Origin of the sequence: Novisyntrophococcus fermenticellae, assembly GCF_018866245.1 — a bacterium.
Lineage (GTDB): Bacteria > Bacillota > Clostridia > Lachnospirales > Lachnospiraceae > Novisyntrophococcus > Novisyntrophococcus fermenticellae.
Map to the genome: position 1 here is coordinate 696,872 of NZ_CP076458.1, position 20,564 is coordinate 717,435.

General features: G+C 48.4%; 4 protein-coding genes. All 4 read left to right on the top strand.

Features of this window, described 5'->3' with window-relative positions; translation table 11 throughout:
• The first annotated feature begins 9 nt into the window (after window positions 1–9).
• Entirely contained in the window at window positions 10–4,977 is a 4,968-nt protein-coding gene (locus KNL20_RS03200; protein WP_230399202.1) for a family 43 glycosylhydrolase, read from the top strand.
• 72 nt (window positions 4,978–5,049) lie between these two features.
• Entirely contained in the window at window positions 5,050–12,324 is a 7,275-nt protein-coding gene (locus tag KNL20_RS03205) for a PA14 domain-containing protein (protein ID WP_230399203.1), read from the top strand.
• A gap of 22 nt (window positions 12,325–12,346) precedes the next feature.
• The gene (locus tag KNL20_RS03210; protein WP_230399204.1) at window positions 12,347–16,381 is read left to right on the top strand and encodes a beta-L-arabinofuranosidase domain-containing protein; all 4,035 of its coding nucleotides are present in this window, start codon (window positions 12,347–12,349) and stop codon (window positions 16,379–16,381) included.
• A gap of 50 nt (window positions 16,382–16,431) precedes the next feature.
• A complete protein-coding gene (locus tag KNL20_RS03215; RefSeq protein ID WP_230399205.1) occupies window positions 16,432–20,226 on the top strand; it encodes a glycoside hydrolase family 127 protein in 3,795 nt (1,264 codons plus the stop codon).
• Window positions 20,227–20,564 lie beyond the last annotated feature (338 nt).

Below are 20,564 nucleotides of genomic sequence, written 5' to 3' on the forward strand. Positions count from 1 at the left end.
GGAACCTGTATGAATAAAAAAAAGGTTTCAAAAAGGCTGGTTAATAAAATAAAAGGAAAGCAAATTGTATCGGTATTTCTTACAGCGGCTATGCTGCTATCCGGTGCAGCACCAGCAACCGTTTATGCAGCAGGTGACGAGTTGTATTGCACAGACTTTACAGACTTAGACAGCTGGGACACCTATGCCGGAAATAACCGTGCAGACTGGGAATATAAGGATGGCATGTACACGATTAACGGAGGAACAGGTAATAAGGCGGTCTATCGGGATGGAAATTTTGATGATTTCCGTTACGACACAGAGGTGACGGTAAATAAACAGACAGCAGTGGGAAATGATACATCCAGTGCCCAGGGAGGAGTCATCTTCCGTGTGCAGAATCCTTCCACAGGCGCGGATGGATATGATGGCTATTATTTCTGTATCGATGTCCATAATCAGAAGGTGACCTTTGGAAAAGCCAGCACCACGGGGAAGGCCTGGACCGAAATCGCTTCAAAAAAGATGTTGTTGGAATACGGCGTGCCCTACAAACTTACCGTAAAGGCATCCGGGGATCATATCCAGTGCTTTGTCGATGAAAAAGAGGGAAGCTATGCCAAAATCGATGCCGTGGATGATACATTCACCAGTGGCAGCATCGGTTTGAGAAACTGGCTTTCCAGTACCTCTTACAAAAGTGTGGTCGTAACACAATATGAGGAGGCCGAACCGGAAGGAAGCACATATACGAATTCGCTGCTGCCCAACTGTGCGGACCCGGATGTTCTCTATTATGAAGGGACCTACTACCTTTACTGTACCAATGCGGGAAATTCCGGAGTTGGAATTAAGGTGTATACCTCTACAGACCTGGTGAACTGGACAGATAAAGGATTTGTTCTGAACAAAGGAGACGGCTGTTGGGGAACCACCGGTTTCTGGGCACCGGATCTTATCTGGCGGGACGGTACCTTCTATATGTATTACACCGCGAATGAACATATCTGTGTCGCAACCAGTGATTCTCCGCTGGGGCCGTTCAAACAGGAAGAAATAGCACCCATGCATCAGAACATCAAAGAAATTGATGCCCATATATTCCAAGATGATGACGGACAGTATTATATGTATTTTGTCAGATTCAACAATGGAAACATCATCTGGGGAGCAAAGCTGAACGATGATATGATGTCCATTGATGAAAGCACCTTAACAGAAGTGATTAATCCATCGCAGGCATGGGAGCTGGATATGGGAAGGATAGCGGAAGGGCCATTTATGCTGAAAAAGGACGGTACATATTATCTGACCTATTCCGGCTCGCACTTCGAAAGTCCCCAATATGGTGCAGGCTATGCGACAAGTACAAGTCCTCTCGGGCCGTTTACAAAGTATGCAAATAACCCGATCATGCAGTCCAATGCACTGGCACATGGAACCGGACATCATGGCATCGCAGAATCACCGGATGGAACAGAGATGTTCATGGTTTATCACAGACACAAATCGCTGACCGCCACAGAACCCAGAGAACTTTGCATCGACCGGATGCAGTTTACGGAGGATGCAAAGGGAAACACCGTACTGGAAGTAAAAGGGCCGACGGTATCTCCTCAGGACGTTCCTTCCGGGGCAGTGGATGCAGACAACTTTATTACCTTTGAAGAGCCGGAGGCAATGACTGTAAAAGCCGGATCAGATCCAAAGACCTGGGGATTGCCCGGGGAGATTGGTGTGATTACATCCAAGAGCAGTACAGGAAAAAACTATCGCGCGAAGGTGACCTGGGATACCAGCGGATATGACGCCGGAAGCGATAAAGAGCAGCAGTTGGTATTAAAGGGAACGGTTGAGATGCCGGAAGGTGTGGACAACCTGGGCGGCTTATCACTGGTACCGGAGCTTTCTGTGACAGTAAAGCAACCTGTGAGCATCACCAAAACCATGGAGGCAGAAGATGCGGCTCTTACCAGCCCGGCAAAAGTGGTGAACCGATCGGATGCTTCCGGCGGCAAGAAGGTGGGAACGATCGACAATCAGGAGGCGAAGGTCACATTTACACTGCATGCAGAAAAAGCCGGCCGATATAGAATCGATGTTTATTCAGGCAGCGGTTCAGACCAGAAAAATGCCTCTCATATGTATTATGTAAATGGAGATATGGAGAATGCAAAGATTCTGAAGTATCAGGCGAAGGGTTGGGATACCTGGACGGCTTATCCGATAGAGGTAGAGTTAAAAAAGGGATTGAATACGCTTACATTCACGCATTCCGGACAGGCCAGCAGCTTTTCAGAGCTGGATAAAATCGTATTTTACAGAGAAAACCCCAAGCTGGCATCCATTTTGCTGAATGGAGAGACCCTGTCCGGATTTCAGCAGGATAGCAATCATTATGAAGTGGATGTGGACAATCTCGATGAGCTTCCCAAAGTAAGTGCGAAGATGTCCCAGGACGCCGGAGAAGGCTTCGAAATTTCTGTACAGGAGCCGACCAGGGAAAGACCGGAAGCGAAAGTGATTCTGACGCATTCGGAGGATCCGGACTTTAAAAAAACCTATACAGTACAGTTTTTTGGACCGCAGGCCTTTTCGAATCCTCTGGTAAACTATGGAGCAGACCCCTACGTCACATATCAGGATGGATATTATTACTACTGCCGGGTACAGAAAGACAGCGCTATCTATGTCTCCCGTTCTCCGGAACTGAACAGAATTGCAGCGACTCAGCCTAATCTGGTGTATGCGCCCGGGACCGGGGAACCCAATAAAGAACTCTGGGCTCCGGAGATACATTACCTGGACGGAAACTGGTATATTTATTATACGGCAGGAGGCGGTGCAAATCACAGGATGTATGTGCTGGAAAGTGAGACAGGAGACCCGCTGGGAAATTATGTGTTTAAGGGAGAATTGTCCCCCGAGACGAATCGATGGGCGATTGACCAGACCGTACTGGAACAGAACGGCCAGCTATATGCCATCTGGTCAGGATGGGATGGTTTTGTGAACGTGGACCAGCGTATTTACATCGCCAAGATGTCTGATCCACTGACAATTACAGGAGACCGTGTTGAGATTTCGGTTCCGGAATATGCATGGGAAAAAATCGGCCAGCCCTATATCAATGAAGGTGCTCAGGTAGTCAAATCACCGGAGGGCGTTGTAAATGTCCTGTATTCTGCAAGCGGAAGCTGGACAGATGATTACTGTCTGGGCAGGCTGACTTTGAAAGAAAACGGTGATCCCATGAATCCGGAGGACTGGAACAAGGGCACCGAACCCGTATTTAAGAAAAACGCACCGAGTACGTATTCTACCGGGCATGCGTGCTTTACAACCTCTCCGGATGGAAGTGAAGATTACATGGTTTATCATGCGACCAGAGGTTCAGGCGAAGGCTGGAACGGCAGAGGTGTGCGTACACAAAGAATTTACTGGAATGCGGATGGAACTCCGGATCTCGGAGAAGCAAACCAGTATAACAGCAAGGTAAACTGGCCCTCGGGAACACCTGTTATTAAGCGGCAGCGTTACGAGGCAGAACATGGTGTCTTGAGCGGAAACGCTGTGGCGGCGGAAACTTATAATTCTTCAGCCGGACGGAAAGTAACCGGATTGACCGATGAGCATGCATCCGTAGAGCTGACGGTCAATGCCAAAAGTGCAGGAACTTACCGCCTTTATATCGGCGCGGCAACCAGTAAAGCAAATGCTGCAATCTCCGTCTCGGTGAATGGAAAAGCGCCTGTGGATAAAAGTATCATCGCATTTAATGCTTCTGCCGGCGGAAATCTCTGTGTGGACAACTGGTCGGGATATGAAATGGACGTCGATTTAAATGCCGGGAAGAACAGAATATCCATCACAAAGAGCAGTAACAGCAACACGGCAGACATTGATTACGTGGATGTGGAACTTATTGAGGCGGAAACACCGGAAGGTCCGGTTGACACAACATCTCTGGAATCCCTTATCACAATGCTGGAAGGAATGGCGGATAAGAAGGACAACTTTACATCTGACTCCTGGGCGCGGATGGAGGAGAACCTTGATACGGCCAAAGCACTTCTTAAGGAAACGGGTCTGACACAGAAGGCAGTCGACGATATGTTCCTGTCCCTGCTGGACAGCTACCTGAATCTGACGAAAGCCGTGCAAAAGACCGGCCTTAAGGCTGCCATTGACTATGCCGAAGCATTCCTGGCTGACGAAGAAGGGCTGCAGGAGTATACGGAGGAAAGCATTGCGGCACTTCGGGAGGCGTTAGAGGCAGCGAAGACCGTATATGGAACAGACTATGCGGATGTCACAGAAGGAAAGGCAGCAGTCTTAAAAGCTACGAATGACCTGATGGAAGCTACGATCAGCCTGATCCGGCAGGAGCCTGTGGATAAGGAACGCCTGCAGACGTTGATTGATTACGCAGCAGCGATTCTAAAAGATGCCGGTCACTATACGGCAGCTTCAGTAAAGGTGCTGGAAGAAGCACTGGCATCTGCAACTACAGTTCTGGAGGATAAAAAGGCAACGGAAGAAGAAGTGGCAGAAGCGTGTAAATCATTGTCCGATGCGCTGCTGGGACTTGTCCCCGGGAGTGATAAGGCAGAGCTGGAGAATGCCATAGCGATGGCAGAGAAGATTCTGAAAAATGCGGACCAGTATACCGCCGACAGTCTGAAAGGCCTGGAGGAAAGTCTGCAAAATGCCAGGAGCATCTGCGGTAAAGAAGATGCCACACAAGAAGAGGTAGATGAAGCACTGAAAGCGCTGATTGTGGAGTGCATGGAGGTAAGGCTTCTGGGAGACGTGGATCATAACGGAAAGATTGATTCCCAGGACAGTGCAGCCGTACTGAAAGCGATGGCAGAACTGACCGATCTGGAAGAAGATGCAGAACAGGCGGCCGATGTAACCAGAGATGGAAAAGTCGGTACGGATGATGCGTCCAGAATCTTACAGTATGTATCAGAACTTATAGAGAAGTTCTGATTCAGGTACTTACAGACTCCCACAGGAGAGCTTCTTTTCTGTGGGAGTCCCTATAAAATGCAGGGGGATCATATGGGAAAAAGACTATTAAGTGCATTGTTAGCTGTTGTACTGGCCAGTGCACCTTGCATAACTGCAAGTGCAGCGGCACCTGAGACTGCTTATCGTGCAGAGGCAGATGCAGGTCTGAAGGCAGAGTATTATCTGGCTGACAGGGCGGATATGAGCTTTGAAGTGAAAAAGGGTGAGACTGTAGAAGAGAATATCAATCATCCGAAGGACAACAACAAACTGGGTCAGCTGTTCGAACAATATACAGGTGTCAGCGACTATGTGGGAATACGCTGGACCGGATATCTTTCAGTGCCGGAAACAGGAGCATATCAGTTCCATACCGATTCTGATAATGGCGTCAGATTGTATCTGGACGATGACCGGATGATTGACTGGTGGACGACAAAGTGGGATCAGGAACAGACCAGCAGCCCGGTCTATCTGGAAGAAGGAAGAATGTATAAATTTGAGTTCGATTTTCTGGAGTGGACGGGAGGACAGCATGTTACCTTAAGCTGGAGCAATGACGGATCCGTGGCAAAAGAAGTCATACCATCCAGTGCATTTACACAACCGGAAGAGGCGGAGGAACCTCCAGAGGAAGAGAACTCTCCGGTCTATCATGGTCTTCTGGGTGAGTATTACACGATGAATACAGATCTGGTCTTTGAAGAGAAAAAATCCAGATCCGTGGATGAGAATATCGCATTTGGCTCGATGGAAGAGATATTGCAAGAGCGAACCGGGCAGAAAAATATGGCAGGCGTCAGATGGACGGGCCGTATTATCGCACCGGAAGATGGAACCTATACCTTTTATGCCTATTCGGATAATGGGGTGAAAATCACCCTGGACAATGACCAGATTTTAACCTGGTGGGTAAACCAGTACGATAAGGAACAGACCAGTAAAGAGGTTACACTGAAGGCCGGAGAAGCCTACGATTTTAAAACAGACTATTTTGAATTCGATGGAGGCTCCCATGTAACTTTATTCTGGAAGAATGACAACAGCATTACCGAAAAAGAAATCATACCGGCAAATGTATTTTATCTGTCTTCCGATTATGATGGAGCGGTGATAAGTGAGCTGGATGTATCTGAGGCACAGCTATCCAAAGACGAGGGTGAAATCGGCGGAACAATCAAAGTCCTGGGTGAAAATCTGGGGGCAGAGGATACCAGCGTGGAGATCGTAGGAAGAAATGGAAATTCTCTGACAAAAAGAATCTTCCCGGAGGTGGTTTCCAGGGAAGCAGGAGAAATTGTCTGCAATGTTCCGGGAGACCTGAAGGTAGGGACCTACCGGATTAAGGCAGTGGCAGGGAAAACCACAATTGTGTCCTCGCAGACATTTTCCGTAACGACGACAGAGGATGGATCCAGTGACCGGCCGGAACACCCAAGACCTGACTGGATGCGGGAAAAATGGATGAACCTGAACGGCTGGTGGGATTTTGCCTATGACAAGAAGGAAGTGGGCATGGATGAAAGCTGGTTCGAGGCTGGAAAAAAAGACTTCGGGCAAAAGATCAATGTACCGTTTTGCTGGGAATCCGAGCTAAGCGGAATTGGTGATACAGATTATCTGGGCGTGGCATGGTATCAGCGGGAACTTGTACTGGATGAGACATGGAAAGAGCAACAGATCTTTCTGAAATTCGGTGCTGTTGACTGGAAGTGTTCTCTTTGGGTAAATGGAGCACATGTAGGTGACCATGTAGGTGGTTATACGGCTTTTGAATATGATATCACAGACTTCGTCACAACCGACGGGACACCGAATACCATCTCTCTGATGGTGGAAGACAAGTCCTCCTATGGCGATGACAGTTATCCGGCACTGGTAGGAAAACAGGGACTGAATGCTCCCTGCGGCTATACACATACAAGCGGTATCTGGCAGACCGTCTATCTGGAGGGAAGAACCGGGACCTATATGAATTATGTGCATGCAAATCCGGATATTGATGCCTCGGCCGTCCAATTTGATGTGAATCTCACCAGTGAAAAAGACCAGACAGTGACCGTAGAATACGAATTTCAAAGTACTCTCTACAACCAGGAAACGGATGAGAATCCGAATACCGGTTCTGCATTCAGCGGCGCACAGACGATTGCCGTAACAGCAGGAGAGCAGCAGTACTCCCTGTCACCGGCAGACATTCCGGAACAAAAATTATGGAACTATGATGAACCTAACTTATACGAAGGGACAATTACCGTAAAAGACGCCAATGGTACTGTCCTGGATCAGGTTTCCACTTATTTTGGACAGCGCGAGATTTCTTCAGAAAAGTATGATGGAAAAACAGTGGAGTATATCTATGTAAACCATGAGCCGGTCTATCTGTCAGGACTTCTGGATCAGGGCTTCTGGGCAGAGGGCATCTATACGGCTCCGTCGGAAGATGATCTTCGCTTTGACCTTCAGGCCATGAAGAATCTGGACTTTAACATGATCCGGAAACATCTGAAAATCGAAGATCCGCTGCAATATTATTGGGCGGACAAGCTGGGTATGTTTGTATGGCAGGATATGCCGCACGCTACGGCGATGGTTCCCGTAAAAGGTGGAAAAATCACCGGGGGCGCCGCCACACCGGGGCGCGGGCATTACGAATATGCACTGGAAAACATGCTTACAGAGTTGATTTACAATCATCCCAGCGTCATTTCAGTCATGCTCTTCAATGAAACCTGGGGGCTGCAGTCCGCCTATTTCAACAGCGAGACAAACGTCAACATTAAGAATGATGAAGGGGAGAGCACGTACCAGTGGGTGCAGCGGATGTATGCGCATGCAAAAGAACTGGCCCCCAATATTCTGGTCGAGGATATGAGCCCCTGTAACCAGGACCATATCCAACCCACGGACCTCAACACCTTTCATATGTATCCCAAAGGATATACAAGCTCCAAGAATGATGTGAAATATTTTGCAGAAGGAGCGGAGGAAGGTGCAACCAGAAACTTCCGCTTTGGGAACACCTATCAGGGTGAGCCGTTCCTGAACAGTGAATATGGCGGGGTAGCGGCCTATGATGGGGATTGGGATGTCTCCTGGTGCTTTAAGTATCAGACCGATCTGTTGAGACAACAGGAAAAACTCAGCGGCTTTGTCTATACGGAACCCTATGATATTGAATATGAAAGAAATGGTATTCTGACCTATGACAGGCGGGAAAAGATATTTGGATATGATGAGGTTGCTTATGGCGGCGATATGTCAATCAATGATCTGACGCAGCCGGAGTATGTTGGTCTGGACGTAAATCCTGCACTGGTGGCAAAACCGGGAGCACAATATTCGGCACCGGCTGTCAGTATGCGATGGACGGATGAAACACTTCCCACTCATACCTTAAGATGGAGGTTTGATGCGACCGATGTCTATGGAAATCAGATATCTACAGGGCTTTCAGGAGCCTTTGATATTGCTTTCGGGCCGTATCAGAGAGAATCCAACACGATAGAATTCCGTCTGCCCTCACAGGAATGCGTCGGAACAGTAACGGTGTGGATTGAAAACCAGGACGGTGAAGTGGTTGCGAAAAACTTTGCAAATGTCATCGTGTCCGATGGAAAAACTTCCGATGAAATCAGTCAGATCGGAGAGAATTCTTTCCTATTAAAAAACACGGACCGTACATCCGATGTGAGCGGCACCGGAAGTAGCAAACTTACATTTACTGTTCCGGAGGACTTTGACAGCAACACATTAAAGCAGCTTCGGCTGCTGACTGAGGCGTCTTCCAACAAAGGTGCCACCGCTTCCAATTCGGCACAGGCACAGACTACGAAAGGCAGTGAGCTGGCATCTGACATGACGGTTCTGGTCAACGGGGTGGAGATTGATACAGTATATCTGCCGGATAATCCGAGAGATATACGCGGTACCTTAACTTTACCACAGGGGTTAAATGGCGGTTCCAGTGCCGGTAATTTCGGATACCTGGTGAATTTAAATCTCACGCAGGATCAGGTGGCAGCAGTAGCGGCTACACTTACGGATTCAAAAGAAATTACCGTGACCTGTCAGGTAAAGGAGGATGCAAAACACAAAGGCGGATTACGTCTTTATGATGAAACCAATGGACGCTATGCGGTGAATCCGGCAATTATCCTGAATCCACAGGAGCTGTACACCGCACAGGAGAGCATGCAGCTAAACAAGGAGACGGCACATGTAATTGATACAGAGCAGGCAAACTATTCTGTTGAGGCGCTTCTTTCAGGAGAAGATGCAGGTATTCTTGTCCGGTATGATGCAGCGAATGAAAGCGGCTACTATGTAAGACAAAGCAATCACGGAACAACACTTGAATTGTTGAAGGCAGACGGCAGTGTGCTGGCTCCCGCAGTCACCTTAAGTGAGGGAGAACACCCGGTGAAAATCACGCTGTTTGATGACCATATCCAAGTATTCGCAGATCATGCACCGGAAGCGGTGATTGATATCTATGATTACAGTGGCTATACCGGTGCTGTTGCCCTCAGATCACGGGCGGAAGGAAGAATCGATGAACTGACGATATCTCCGGAAAGCTATGAGGCAGTGCAGAGCGAGGGACAAAGTGAAGTAAACTATACCGATCATTTTATCCTGGCACAGAAAACCTTTGACAGCCGTTATACGATTGTTGGAAATGACTGGAAGAGTACCGTGACCTCTGACAATAAGCTTTCCATCACAACCCAGGATGGGGATAAAGCAGTTCTCAAGGACATCACGGCGGAGGATCTGGTACTTGAGGCGGATATAGCAATTACCAAAAAGAATGCAGACGGAAATATCGGATTTATCTTCCGGGGAAGCGATTTCGGAATCGGTACAGATGCGGCAAACGGATACTATGCCGGAATTGGTATCGAAGACCGGGACAATGAAAATAAAGGAAAGGGTTTTGTGATTCTTGGCCGCATGGACAGGAACGGTAACCCGAAATGGACCCAGCTGGGGCTGAAAACCATCGGAGAAATGGATGTGGATGAGATCCATCGGCTCCGCGTGGAGGCAGTCGGACCACGTATCAGAGTGTACCTGGATGATGAGACATCGCCGGAACTGGATGTTTATGATGCTACCTATCAAGGAGGAGGAGTAGCAATTCGTGGATTCCGTGCTGCCGGAACTCTGGATAATCTGGTGGTGTCCACCGCACCGCGCTATCATGCAGATTTTGAGAATGGCAGCATCGCGGAATGGGATACGGCCGGAACCTGGGGGACAGATGGGAAGATGAAACTGTCGGCCGGTCAGACGGAGACTGACCCCTCCGGCTGCGCTTTAGTTGGAAATGCAGGGTGGAGCGATTTGAAGCTGGAGGCGGATGTTGTGCTCGGAAAGGATTCTCTCGCGGGACTGATTGTACGTGGAAAGCTTCATGAGGAAGGTTTGTCAGGCTATCAGGTTCTTTTGGATGAGAAGCAAAATAAAGTACAATTTGTGCTGAATCGTAACGGGGCTTCTGCCGTACTGAAAGAGGTCTCGCTGAATCTGTCACCCGGATCCCACCATGTGGCAGTTACGGCTGCGAATAATCTCTACACAACACATGTTGACGGAAAAGAAGTCATGAAGGTGACCGACCAAACGTATGCAAAGGGAAAAGTGGGACTGACAACGAAAGACAGCAGTGTTTCCTTTGATCATGTGGAGGTAAAGGACCAGTTTATCTATGAGGAAAATTTCGAAAACGGAGCACTGAACGGATGGGAGATCATCGCCGGTGATTTTTCCGTGGACGACAACATCTTGCATATCCAGCCGGGCAAAGGAAGCAAGATGGTGAATGGATATGCCACCTGGGGCAACTACACACTATCCGCAAAGATGAAGCTGGATGTATCTTCTGAAGCAAAATCAAATGGCGGATTCATCTTCCGGTCTTCCGATTTCGGAAGCGGTCAGGATGACCTTCGCGGTTACGTAGCAGGCATCAATTACAACCCGAAAAAGGGAGATGCACAGAGCGACCAGAGCGGTATTGAACTGGGAGATTTAAGGTATGGATGGCGTCCGATAAAGAACGACACCGACTATCCGGTAGACCCGGATAAGTGGTACGATTTCAAAGTACGCGTAAAGGATGACAAAATCGCTGTCTATGTGGATGATGAATTATGCTATGAGGTACAGGATGATGCATATCAATACGGTATGTTTGGCATCAGGAATTTCAACGCCGGCCTGTATGTGAAATCCCTGCGTGTGGTTCCGGAGGGGGAAGAGGAAGCAACACCGGCGGTTGACACAACATCTCTGGAATCCCTTATCACAATGCTGGAAGGAATGGCGGATAAGAAGGACAACTATACACCTGACTCCTGGGCGCGGATGGAGGAGAACCTTGATACGGCCAAAGCACTTCTTAAGGAAACGGGTCTGACACAGAAGGCAGTCGACGATATGTTCCTGTCCCTGCTGGACAGCTACCTGAATCTGACGAAAGCCGTGCAAAAGACCGGCCTTAAGGCTGCCATTGACTATGCCGAAGCATTCCTGGCTGACGAAGAGGGGCTGCAGGAGTATACGGAGGAAAGCATTGCGGCACTTCGGGAGGCGTTAGAGGCAGCGAAGACCGTATATGGAACAGACTATGCGGATGTCACAGAAGGAAAGGCAGCAGTCTTAAAAGCTACGAATGACCTGATGGAAGCTACGATCAGCCTGATCCGGCAGGAGCCTGTGGATAAGGAACGTCTGCAGACGTTGATTGATTACGCAGCAGCGGTTCTAAAAGATGCCGGTCATTATACGGCAGCTTCTGTAAAGGTGCTGGAAGAAGCACTGGCATCTGCAACTACAGTTCTGGAGGATAAAAAGGCAACGGAAGAAGAAGTGGCAGAAGCGTGTAAATCATTGTCCGATGCGCTGCTGGGACTTGTCCCCGGGAGTGATAAGGCAGAGCTGGAGAATGCCATAGCGATGGCAGAGAAGATTCTGAAAAATGGGGACCAGTATACCGCCGACAGTCTGAAAGGCCTGGAGGAAAGTCTGCAAAATGCCAGGAGCATCTGCGGTAAAGAAGATCCCACACAAGAAGAGGTAGATGAAGCACTGAAAGCGCTGATTGTGGAGTGCATGGAGGTAAGGCTTCTGGGAGACGTGGATCATAACGGAAAGATTGATTCCCAGGACAGTGCAGCCGTACTGAAAGCGATGGCAGAACTGACCGATCTGGAAGAAGATGCAGAACAGGCGGCCGATGTAACCAGAGATGGAAAAGTCGGTACGGACGATGCGTCCAGGATTTTACAGTATGCAGCAGAACTTGTTGAAAAGTTTTAAAGCAGCAAAAGGAGGAGGAAGCATGTTGAAGAGTGGTATCAAGAAGATGGTGAGTATTGGTCTAACAACAGTCATGGTACTGTCACCTTTGACCAATGCCGCACCGGTAATGGCAGATACAAGTGATGATAAAGGCTTGATATTGCATTATGATTTTCAGGATCTGGATGGGCAGGTCATCGACGATGTGAGCGGGAACGGAAAAACAGGGGTTACACAACCCCTGGGTTCCCCTAAGAATATCCGGGAAGTGACAATTCATGGAGAAACAAAATATGCCTTTGAATTCAAAGGCGGACAGCCCAGTCAAACATCACCCTACATCGAAGTGCCCTCAGGGATTTTCAATGGCCTTGAGGATGTGACATTAAGCTGCTGGGTATACCAGAAGCCGGATGGAAATACCTATCAGAGAGTATGGGACTTCGGGTCGGGCACCCAAAGCTACCTGTATCTCATCAGCAATGGACGCAATTCCGGTCATATGGGGCTGACAGCGGCACTCACAAACAATGGGTGGAGCAAGGAAATCGGCCCGGAAAAAGGTTCGGATCTTGCAGCTGAACGGTGGACCAGGCTTGACGTTACCTTCGACGGCTCGGAAAAGAGCATGTCCCTTTATGAAGACGGTCTTTTAATAGGTACGAAAAAGACGGATACCGACTTAAAAGCAGTAAAGGGAAGCAACCAGAACTGGATTGGATATGGACAGTTTGGCAATGACCTCTTTAAAGGCATGATTGCTGATTTTAAGATCTATGACTATGCGAAAACGCAGGAAGAAATCGTAAGTGACCTGGCTATTGAAGACGGGGTACGTGTGGAAAGAGAAAAGGATCTTCTGGATCTGGGAGACCTTTCCTATGTAACAGAGAATCTGACACTGCCTGTGAAGGGCACACTTGACTGCGATATCAGCTGGGCTTCGGATAACGAGGAGATTTTGGCAGCGGATGGAACCGTGCACAGACCGGAATATGGATCCGGCGATGCCCAGGTAACATTGACAGCCACAATTTCTTATGGAGAAGCTGTTGCCACGAAGGAGTTTATCGTCACAGTGGCGGAGGAGCTTACAGATGAAGCGAGGGCAGAGCAGGATGCCGATGCAATTGATCTTGGGAATATAAGCAGTATAACCAAAGATATTGCGCTTCCGGAGGCAGGCTTCTACGGATCTTCCATTACCTGGGAGTCCGCTGATCCCGCAGTCATCTCGTCCACGGGCGCAGTAACAAGACCGATGGGTGAAGATAAGGAAGTAGTACTGACGGCAACGATTACCTATGGTGCAGCCAGTACACAAAGAACCTTTACAGCCACAGTCCTTTCCGTCTATACGAAGAAGCGGATCATTTCCGCAGAAGATTACAGCGGTGAAACGCGCGTGGGTGTGCTGCCATCCCTTCCTTCCCAGGTAACTGTAACATACAGTGATCAGACGAAGGGAAGCGAGAAAGTTGTATGGCCTGTGGATCTGAAGGCAAGTCAGTTTGCCGAAGAAGGGCAGCAGGTAATTACCGGACATCTGGTAGATTATGATATGGACGTAAAGGCAATGATTTCAGTCGTTGACAAAGAAGCCACCGCACCGGAAAAAAGTGTAACGAATTTCGCTCTGTCCGATGTGACACTGGACGGAACAGACACAATCTTCGGGCAGAACCTCCAGCGGGCGATCAGTACGCTCGACAACATGGATGCGGACCGATATCTCTATAACTTCAGAGTCACCTTCGGCCAGGATACGAAGGGCGCAAAACCCTATGGCGGATGGGAAGATCCGACGGGGCTTTTAAGGGGGCATGCTACAGGACATTATATGTCGGCACTGGCGATCGGCTATGCTTCTACCGGAGAGGAACGTTTCAAGGATAAGCTGGATTATATGATCCATGAATTGAGAGGGATGCAGAAACTATCCAAGGGAAATGCAGAGGATTTTGTAACCAAGGCATCCAAACAGAACCCGGGATCTGCATACTGGAGCAAAGACCCGAATGAATGGGGAGAAGGATTTATAAGTGCCTACTCACCGGATCAATTTGCACTTTTGGAGCAGTTTACACCCTATGCAAGCATCTGGGCACCTTACTACACACTGCATAAAATCCTCACAGGAGCAATCGATGCGTACAAATACACAGGTAACGAAGAAGCGCTTGAGGTTGCCGAGGGGATCGGAACCTGGGTTTACAGAAGACTCTCCGCACTGGAACCGGAAACGCGGAAAGCCATGTGGGATATGTATATAGCCGGTGAGTATGGAGGTATGAATGAGGCCATGGCGAGGCTTTATGAAATCACCGGTGATGAAAAATATAAAGAAACAGCGGAGATGTTTGATAATGCGACATTGTTTGACGGACTGGCCGGTAATGTAGACACGATACAAGGCAGACACGCAAACCAGCATATACCGCAGATTCTCGGAGCTTTGAAAGAATACAGCGCGACCGGAAATCCCTATTATTACAATCTGGCCGAGAACTTCTGGGAGATGAATGGGAGCCGCTATGCGTATTCTATCGGTGGAGTGGGAACAGGTGAAAGATATCAGAAGCCGTATGAACAGGGAGCGAATATCCATGCATCCGATTACCGTGGAGAGAACTGTGAGACCTGCTGCGCATACAACTTGCTGAAACTGACCAAGGATCTCTATGAGTATAACCCGGACAATGCAGCCTACATGGATTACTATGAGCGTACCTTGACCAATCAGATTCTGGCGTCTCAAAGCCCGGATCTGTCTCAGGGCATTCAGGGAGTTACTTACATGATGCCAATTGATCCGGGACAGATGCGGACCTACGATTATAATGGCTTTACCTGCTGTATGGGAACCGGTATGGAAAATCATCTGAAATACCAGGAAGCAGCCTATGCAAAGAAGGAAGACACACTGTATGTAAACCTCTATTTGCCGTCTACGGTGCACTGGAAAGAGATGGGAGTATCGGTGAAACAGGAAACGGCTTTTCCATCGGAAGACACAAAATTGACGGTAAGCGGTTCCGGAAACTTTGGCATGAAACTGCGTGTGCCTTACTGGGCAACAGAAGGATTTACGGTATCTGTAAACGGAAAGACCGTCATTGAGAACCCGGAGGTCAGCAGCTATGTAGAGATAAACAGAGAATGGGCAGACGGGGATGTAGTGACGATTCATATGCCCTATACACTTCATCTGGACAAAACACCGGATAAGGTAGACGGCTCCACCGTTGCCTCTCTCATGTATGGTCCCCTGGTTATGGCGGCACAAGACAACCGGGCGAAGTATGAAAAGATGAACTGGTATACCGTCGCACTGGAATCTGATTTAAGCAAGAGCGTTCAAATCGGTTCCGGTGAAAGCTACAGCGGTACAGTGCCGGAGCTGTACACGAACGGACTGACCTTCCGCCCGCTCTATGATGGACACGGATACAGATATCATGCGTATGTAAAACTGGAGGAACAGTATGTGGAACCGGAGCCCGAAGAGCTTCGCATCATCACCAACCCGACCGATTTCGTCGGAAGTGTGGAGGAAACAGCCATTTTCAACGTTGAAGCCGAAGGGAGCGACCTGAGCTATCAGTGGGAATACTGCAACATAAACTCCAATATATGGAGGATTTCCTCTATGACCGGAAATGATACAAAGGAAATCAGCGTTCCGATTACCAGATTGAGGGATGGGCAGAGATACCGCTGTGTGATTACCGATGGAAGGGGCAACACAGCAACCTCTGAGATGGCGGCATTGAAAATCGGTGCTGCAGACGGTGCACCGGTGATTACACTTCAGCCAGTCAGCTACCGTGGTGCAATCGGTGAAATGGCAACCTTTACAGGAAAAGCCCAGGGAGAAGGACTTACCCTTCAGTGGCAGTACTGCAACGAAGGCTCCAATATCTGGAGGGATTCTTCCATGGTGGGGAATAAGAGTGATATGCTGAAAGTCCCTGTAGCGACCTATAGAGACGGACAGAAATACCGTCTGGTTGTGACCGCAGGCAACGGAAGAATTGCCATATCCGATGTGGCGGTTGTTACCATAAGCAGATGAGGTTTGTGACTTGCTGACGAAACATTTTATGAGGAGATAGGAGTGGGAAGATGCAAAGAAAAAGTGGAAAGAGGTTCATGGCACTCGTACTGGCTGCATCCATGCTGTCAGGATCCATATTTATTGCACCGGTAGAAGCAAAAGCAGGCATCGGAGGGAGCAACATTGCTCCCGATGCCGTCGCTTCAGCGGAAAAAGAGAATACACCCGTCAAGAATGTGAATGACGGCAAACTGGCAACAAGCAACCCCGCTACATCCTGGAATACATGGGATGGCAGCGGTGCGGCAGAATATCCGACACCGGTTACCCTGACATGGGACGAACCCATGAAGCTGTCGAGTATGGAGGTCATGTGGTGGGCAGACAATCCAACCCCGACGAGCAGCAATAACGTAACCTTTCCTAAAGCTGCAGACCTTTACTATCATGATGGAAAGGACTGGGTGAAAATTGACCAGATGGTAAATGAGGACGGCAATGCGGCGGCAGGCGTAGGCGTAAAGTACAATAATGGAACCGGCATCAATGGAGCGAATACGTATTGGAACGGTGTTTCCTTCGATGAAATTACGACCGATAAACTACAGCTTCGTATCAACCGCAACGGTTCAGGCAGTAATGGAATCGGCATCAGTGAATGGAAGGTATACGGCGAGGTGGATAACAGCATCCTCTGGTCCGCGTGCATAGACGGAAAAAGCGTTATCGGCCTGGATCAAACCGCTGCATTCAACGGCTCCTATAGGCCAAGCGCTCTGGAAGGTGACGTGAGCTATGACTGGGAAGTGCTTGAAGACGAAGAGAAGTATAAGGACACAATTGAGATTATGGGTGACACGACCGGTGAAAGTGTTCAGGTAAAAGCGAAAAACACCGGTGTCGGCAAGCTGCAGCTTACCGTAACACATGGTGAAGACGTAAAATCCACCAGCATGGACATACGTATAGACGGGCCTGAAAGTATGGAAGACTATATTACTTCAACCGCGGCCGGGAAGGCACCGATTTTACCTGACCGGATTGCAGTTAACGGACTTGTCTTTGATACGCCGACACCGGATAAGTATGGCAGAAACGGCTATAATTTCGCGGAAGAATTCAATGCAAAATTACTGCCTGTCGAATGGGACATGGATTCCTTTGATGAAAGCGATTACGCGACAGCAGGCAAAACCTTTGAGGTGACCGGACAAGTTGTATATGCAGACCGGAGTTATCCTGCGAAGGCAGTCATCAACGTTAACGAGCCAATGGTTGTACAGCCCTCGAATTCGGCGGTTACATTTGAGAATATTCATCTTACGGATGACTTCTGGCTGCCGAAACAGAAGGTTAACGCTGTCGAATCACTGAATGCAGCTATTTACAGAATCGGCCTGCCCTCCGGAGGGGAACCGAACTTTGTGAATGCGATTAAGAGACTGAACGGAGAAAGCTACTCTGGCTTCCAGGGATTTGTTTTCCAGGATACGGATATCTATAAGACCCTTGAGGCTATCTCTTACACCTTGTCAGTCATCGAGTCTGATACGGATCCAGAGATGGCTGCACAGAAAGAAAACCTGAAAGAAGTGGCGGAACGCTGGATCAGCTATATTGAGCAGATACAGTATGCAGACGGATATCTCAATACCTACTTTGCACTCCGCGCCAATACATCCTCCGGCGGTGGTTATGGAAACACCGCAACACACCGCTGGTTTGATATGTCACAGCACGAGATGTACACGCTGGGACACTTCTTTGAGGCAGCAGTTGCCTACACACGTTACACGGAAAGCATCGGGCAGCCGGACTATCGCCTCTATGTGGTTGCCAAGAGAGCGGCAGACCATGTGAACGGTCTGTTTGGTGAAGGCGGATCACGTGACGGAGAGGTTCCCGGACATGAGGAAATTGAGCTTGCACTGGTAAAGCTTGCAAAACTGGTTGAGGAAAATGAAGGTGAAGGCACAGGGGTAAAATACGATGCGCTTGCGAAGCATCTCATCGACGGGCGCGGCAGAAACTATGACAAGCGTGCAAGTGGATATAATGCAGGCTCTTATTCTCAGGATCATCTGCCATTCGTGGAGCAGGACAATGTGGTGGGACATTCTGTCCGTGCAGCCTACCTGTATTCGGGAGCTTCCGATATAGCGGCAATGCTTCCGGAAAATGACAGTGACAGAATTGCTTACCTCAACGTTTTGGACAGCATCAATGAAAGAGTGACACATAGAAACACCTTTATTACCGGAGCGGTTGGCATTCAGGGCTATTCCGAAGGCTTCGGGGCGGATTACGCCTTAGATCCGGCGAAGTCCTACGGGGAAACCTGTGCAGGTATTGCGATGGCGATGTGGAACCAGAGAATGAATCTGGTACACGAGGATGCAAAATACATCGACAACGTGGAAAGAGTGCTGTACAACAATGTTTTGGCGGGAACAAATCTGGATGGTAATAAATTCTACTACGACAGTCTTTTGGACGTCAAAAATGGAAATGCCCGTTCCGACTGGTTTGGATGTGCATGCTGCCCGCCGAACCTGATGCGGACGATAGCTTCCATCAGCGGATATATGTATGCCGTACATTCGGATGACCTTTTTGTAAACCTCTATATCGGAAGTGAAGGAAGTGTCAATGTAAACGGGACAAATGTCGGAATCAGACAGGAAACTGCGTATCCATGGGAAGGAAGCGTCGGAATCACACTGACTCCGGAAACGGAAAAGGAATTCACGATGCATGTCCGTATTCCCGGCTGGGTAAGCGAACAGGAGAATCAGGATGTCAGAATTACAGTGAAATCCGGTGAAGAAGAAACCAGCATTCCGGCAGCAGTGGATAAGGGGTATGTGCAGATTACAAGAACATGGAAGGCCGGAGATGTAATTCAGCTGGATCTGCCTATGGAGGTCAGGCTGACAGAGGCTGATGAGAACATTGCGGCTACGGTAGGAAAAGTTGCAATTGAAAGAGGTCCGATTGTTTACGCAATGGAAAGAGCCGGCAATAATGACCTCAATGGAACTGCCGACTTTGACCCCCACAGCTTTATCATTCCCAAAGACGCAGAGTTTAAAGCTGCGTATAATGCAAATCTGTTAAATGGTGTAGTAGAGATTACTTCGGATGACGTTTATCAGAACAGCGCAGGCACACCTGCAAAACTACAGGCGATTCCTTATTATGCATGGAATAACCGGGGAAATAATGGTGTTGAGAGCCCCAGACAAAATAACAGTACCAAGATGGTTATCTGGGTAAATGGAGCGGAGGCCGAAAAACTGCAGATCATTACCAATCCAAAAGACTTTGTCGGAAGCACAGAGGAGACAGCTATATTCAACGTTGAAGCCAAAGGAAGTAATTTGAGCTATCAGTGGGAGTATTGCAATGCGGATTCCAGCATATGGAGAACCTCCTCCATGTCCGGAAATGATACGGCAGAGATCTGCGTTCCGATTACAAACTTACGGAACGGGCAGAAATACCGCTGTGTGGTTACGGATGGAAGAAAACACACAGCAACATCTGGGATCGCAGTGCTGAAAATCGGTGTCGCAGACGGCGCACCGGAGATTACGTGTCAGCCGGTCAGCTACAGCGGAGTAGTCGGTGAGGTAGCAACCTTTACAGGAAAAGCCAGGGGAGATGGACTGACCTTCCAGTGGCAGTACTGCAACGAAGGCGCCAATATCTGGAGGGATTCTTCCATGCCGGGAAGCAAGAGCGATATGCTGAAAGTCCCTGTAGCGGCCTATAGAGACGGACAGAAATACCGTCTGGTTGTGACCGCAGGCAACGGAAGAATTGCCATATCCGATGTGGCGGTTGTCACAGTGGAATCATAAGATCTGTCTATATAGCAAATGAGGCTGTCATAGGACGGCCTCATTTCGCTGACTAACAATATGTAATTTTTACTTTCCTAAACATCTGCGGATAAGGGCTAATAAGTCTTCACAGCTAAAATACATGCGTGTATTCCTCCTTATTGAATAATTGCACTAGCTAATTGCAAAGTAATTGTAACAATTATTTAATAATATTGCAATATATAAAAGATGGAAAAGATGGGAAAACCTGCATAGTAAATTTTTTGAAATATCGATTAAAAAGGTAGAAAATCGTATAAAAATAAATACATCTTCAAAAAAAATTTCTATTGATTATATTTTTTATAAGGGTT